We start from the raw sequence: 3873 nt of genomic DNA, 5'->3' as shown, positions 1-3873 counted from the left end.
GGTGCAGACTCTGGCCCGATACGCTCTGGAACTTTGGTCGGACGCGACCGGATTACAGTTCTCCTACACATCGGGAAGTGCACAAATCGAGTTTGATGATGCAGACGCCAACGGAGCTTATGCATCGTTCTCCTACCGTGGATCGACGCTCACCTCGAGCGATGTAAATGTCGGCACGAACTGGGTGGCCAGCTACGGCACAAGCATCAATTCCTATACGTTCCAGACCTATATTCATGAAATCGGCCATGCTCTTGGACTTGGCCATGCCGGCAACTATAATGGCTCAGCGACTTATGGCGTAGACAACCACTATGCCAACGATTCCTGGCAGTCGTCGGTGATGTCTTATTTCAGCCAAAGCGAAAACACGTCAATAGACGCAAGCTACGCCTACGCAATCACACCGCAGGTCGCCGACATTATCGCAATAAGAAACCTCTACGGGACCGCCGGAGCAACGCGCACCGGCAACACGACATATGGCGATAATGGAAATTCCGGCGACATCATGCAGACGATATCCGCCATGACCAGCGCCGTCAGCTACACGATCATTGATGATGGCGGCACCGATACGCTCGACTTCAGCTCATCCGGCGCAAACCAGACGATTGATTTGCGAGAGGAAGCGATTTCCAGTGTGCGTGGGTATACCGGTAATCTCATCATATCGCGCGGGACAGTAATCGAGAATGCGGTTGGCGGGAGCGGGAACGATGTACTGATCGGGAATGCCGCGATCAATTTCCTGGAAGGCGGGTCCGGCAACGACACTATGAGTGGAGAAAACGGCAATGATTCCCTCAATGGACAGAATGGTAACGATACGCTCGACGGCGACATGGGCAACGACATCCTTCGTGGCGAGGACGGAAACGACCTTCTGCGTGGTGGCGACGGAAACGATACGCTGATCGGAGGCGCCGGCAACGACCTGCTCAAAGGCGGTGCCAACGTGGATACGCTCTTGGGGCATAATGGCGGCGACACGCTCTACGGCGGAAATGCCAACGACACGCTCGACGGAGACAACGGCGACGACGTCCTTCGCGGTGAGAACGGAAACGATCTATTGCGCGGCAGCGACGGCGATGACATCCTGATTGGGGGCGCCGGGAACGACCTCCTGAAGGGAGGGGCCGGTGAAGACCAACTTATGGGTCACAACGGTGGTGACACGCTTTATGGTGGAAACTCCGACGATGTTCTTGAAGGGGACAATGGCACGGACACCCTGTACGGCGAAATTGGAAATGACACCTTGCGTGGCGGTAATGACGGTGACACGCTAATAGGTGGCAAGGGCGATGACTTCCTGTTCGGTCAGAGCGGTTCCGACACCTTTGTATTCGATGATGAATGGGGTGACGATATCATTTACGACTTCGAAGACGGCTCTGAGACAATCAATCTGTCGTCCGTCAATGGCGTCTCAGGCCTCGCTGACCTTTCCATTTCCGGTGGCGCTGGCAACACGATCATCAGCTATAACCAAAACTCGATCACCTTGAACGGTATCAACAGCAGTCAAATCGACTCAAACGATTTCATTTTTTGACCACTCTGAGGGCGATCTTTCGCAATAGCTTATCCTGACGCGAAAACTATTTCGCCCTCAGTCGGGGTGCCCGCTGGCTGGCAGGCCTCAACCGGTCAACTCCGGGCAATTGGAAATCATAGTGCCTGTCGGGTCTTACATATCACGAAACATCTGAAGCATCCGCGTCATCACAGCGTCGCGAGAGAAATTGTCTGTCACATATTTTCGACCACGCTGACCCAGTTTCTCCCTGAGCTTCCAATCTGATTGCAGCCTCACAACGGCTTGAGAAAACTGGTTGCGATTGGCAACGCATATTCCACCGCCACTCTTCGTCACGTGATAGTGTGTTGCCGCACAGTTCGAATTCACTATGACGGGTTTCCGTTGGAGCCATGCTTCCATGATCACCAGGGAAAAGCTCTCATTGGAGCTTAGGTTCACGAGCGCGAGACAACCTTCAATCAGCTTTCGCTTTTCGTCTTCATCGACAAAACCGAGACGGCAGATCGCACCAAGGTGCCCGAACCGCCTGTCGATTTCGCTACCCAGCTTTCCCTGCCCGCAAAGCCTGAGTTGCAACTCTGTTTCCCGCTCCTCTTTGAGGGACGCAAACCACTCTGCAAGCAGGTCGGGTCTCTTGGATCTGGACAAACGCCCCAGATACAGAATGTAAGGCGGACAGCTACCCGCATGCCTTTCCCGCTCGACAGGCTTCATACCACATTCCAATCGAGTTCCGCAGATCGGTCGACAATATTCCCGATCTCGCAAAACTGGAGCTGGTCCGGAACCGAAAAGGATGATCGCACATACTCCTCTTCAGTCGACGTGTTCAACATAACTTTACCCACTGTGGCAAAGAGCTTTTTGACTGAATTGTTCTTCAAGGCAGGTTCGTCGTGAAAAAAGGGATGAAGAATTGCCTGTTTTCCCGCAATCGGCGCTAATCTGTGGGTTGAGCCATAAAAACAATGAGGAAGATAGATCACATCAAACTCCGCCTTCCTGGCCCGAAGTTCTCTGTCCATGCCACGACCAGTGATGGCGGTCTGAATCCACAAATACTCCAGCAGGGGGTTCCTCGCTCCCCTGTTGAGCTGTCTGTGCAGGAAGTCGCAAAGTCCCTTGCACCCGACATTTGCCGGAAAAACCTTGACGTTCAGGTTACCAAAGTTCGCCTTGCGGTGCAGCGCGTTGTTGTTCCAAGTGTGGAGCGACGTGCTGCCGCTCGCCCAGACTTCAAGGTCGATCTCGGGTAGGTGATGCCACTCGTAGACGAAGCGCTGGATGACCCGCTCGGCACCGCCACCATCGTCCACGAAGAAATACGGAGCCACGGCAAGCAGGCGGATGAATTCTTTGTCTTTGGCCATATGGAAATTGCTTTTGCCTGCAGTTTCAGATCGAGACCTTCACGCCCCGCGCAGCACTGATACCAAATCTTCCGAACATGCTACGTGATTTTCGGAAAAACCTATTGCAATTGACCATTTACATCAACGACCGTTATACACAGACTGATCTCCAACCATCTAGTCTCCGACACCGTTTTGCCCATCCTAGTCGACATATCCCGTATCATCTCGCGTCGAAATGCATCAGCACCCACAGGAATTGATCGCACCGAAATCGCTTACGCCCAACACTTTCTGGACCGTGAGGACACACGATTTACCCGCTGCTTTCCGCGTCTTGGGATACGCGAGATCAACAATACGCTGGCACGGCAGTTCATAGCGGATCTTGCCGAAAGATGGAGGCAGTCGTCGCCACGAAACACAGAGGAATATGAAGACGTCCGAAGTTTCGTCGAGAATTCCAGCGCCGTCACTCGTCCGGAAACGCACGCCCCTGACAGAAAGTTCGCATATTCCGACTTCGATCAGGCGCTTCGCTTCCTGCCTTCCCAGACGAAGCGAACGGACGGAGATATCTTCATCCACGTGTCCCACATGTACCTAGATCGTCCCGGATACAGGGGGGCGTTCGAACGCGTTGCCCCTAGAAAGATCTTTTTCGTTCACGATCTCATTCCTATCACGCACGCAGAATACGCCCGCCCGCAAACACGCAACCAACATGTCGAGAGACTGAAGACCATTACTGCATTTGCAGACGCCGTCGTGGTGAATTCCGAAACCACGAAGTCAGCGCTTGTAGATTACATTGAGCAGGGAAACCACCGCAGACCCGACATTGTGGTCGCTCCGTTGGGTATTGATCACTTCGATCCGCCGGTCGCTACAAGGCAGAAAATCAACCGGCGCTATTTCATTTATGTGAGCACGATCGAAGCCAGAAAAAACCACGCCTTTCTCCTGATGCTC

The 3873-nt window shown here is 53.4% G+C and carries 3 protein-coding genes and 1 pseudogene; 2 read left to right on the top strand and 2 right to left on the bottom strand.

What is annotated here, in order from left to right; genetic code table 11:
• Positions 1 to 1561, top strand: a 1561-nt coding sequence (locus tag K5905_RS29360; protein WP_297591093.1) for a M10 family metallopeptidase C-terminal domain-containing protein, incomplete at its 5' end; no start/stop codon positions are given.
• A 135-nt stretch (positions 1562 to 1696) separates the two neighbouring features.
• On the opposite strand, the gene K5905_RS29355 is transcribed toward K5905_RS29360, so the two are convergent.
• Together K5905_RS29355 and K5905_RS29350 are read right to left on the bottom strand one after the other, a co-directional pair.
• Positions 1697 to 2263, bottom strand: coding sequence for a glycosyltransferase family 4 protein (locus tag K5905_RS29355; protein ID WP_297591090.1), 567 nt, complete (start codon positions 2261 to 2263; stop codon positions 1697 to 1699).
• On the bottom strand, positions 2260 to 2919 hold the full coding sequence (locus tag K5905_RS29350; RefSeq protein WP_297591088.1) for a hypothetical protein: 660 nt from the start codon (positions 2917 to 2919) through the stop codon (positions 2260 to 2262). The genes K5905_RS29355 and K5905_RS29350 overlap by 4 nt, the downstream gene beginning before the upstream one ends.
• A 177-nt stretch (positions 2920 to 3096) precedes the next feature.
• Here K5905_RS29350 and K5905_RS29345 point away from each other — a divergent pair.
• A pseudogene (locus K5905_RS29345) lies at positions 3097 to 3873 on the top strand (hypothetical protein); the annotation flags it as partial.

It is taken from the genome of Roseibium sp., from assembly GCF_025698965.1.
In the GTDB taxonomy this organism is placed as follows: domain Bacteria; phylum Pseudomonadota; class Alphaproteobacteria; order Rhizobiales; family Stappiaceae; genus Roseibium.
The sequence above is the reverse complement of the archived record's forward strand: the minus strand, read 5'-3'. Positions and strand labels throughout refer to the sequence as shown.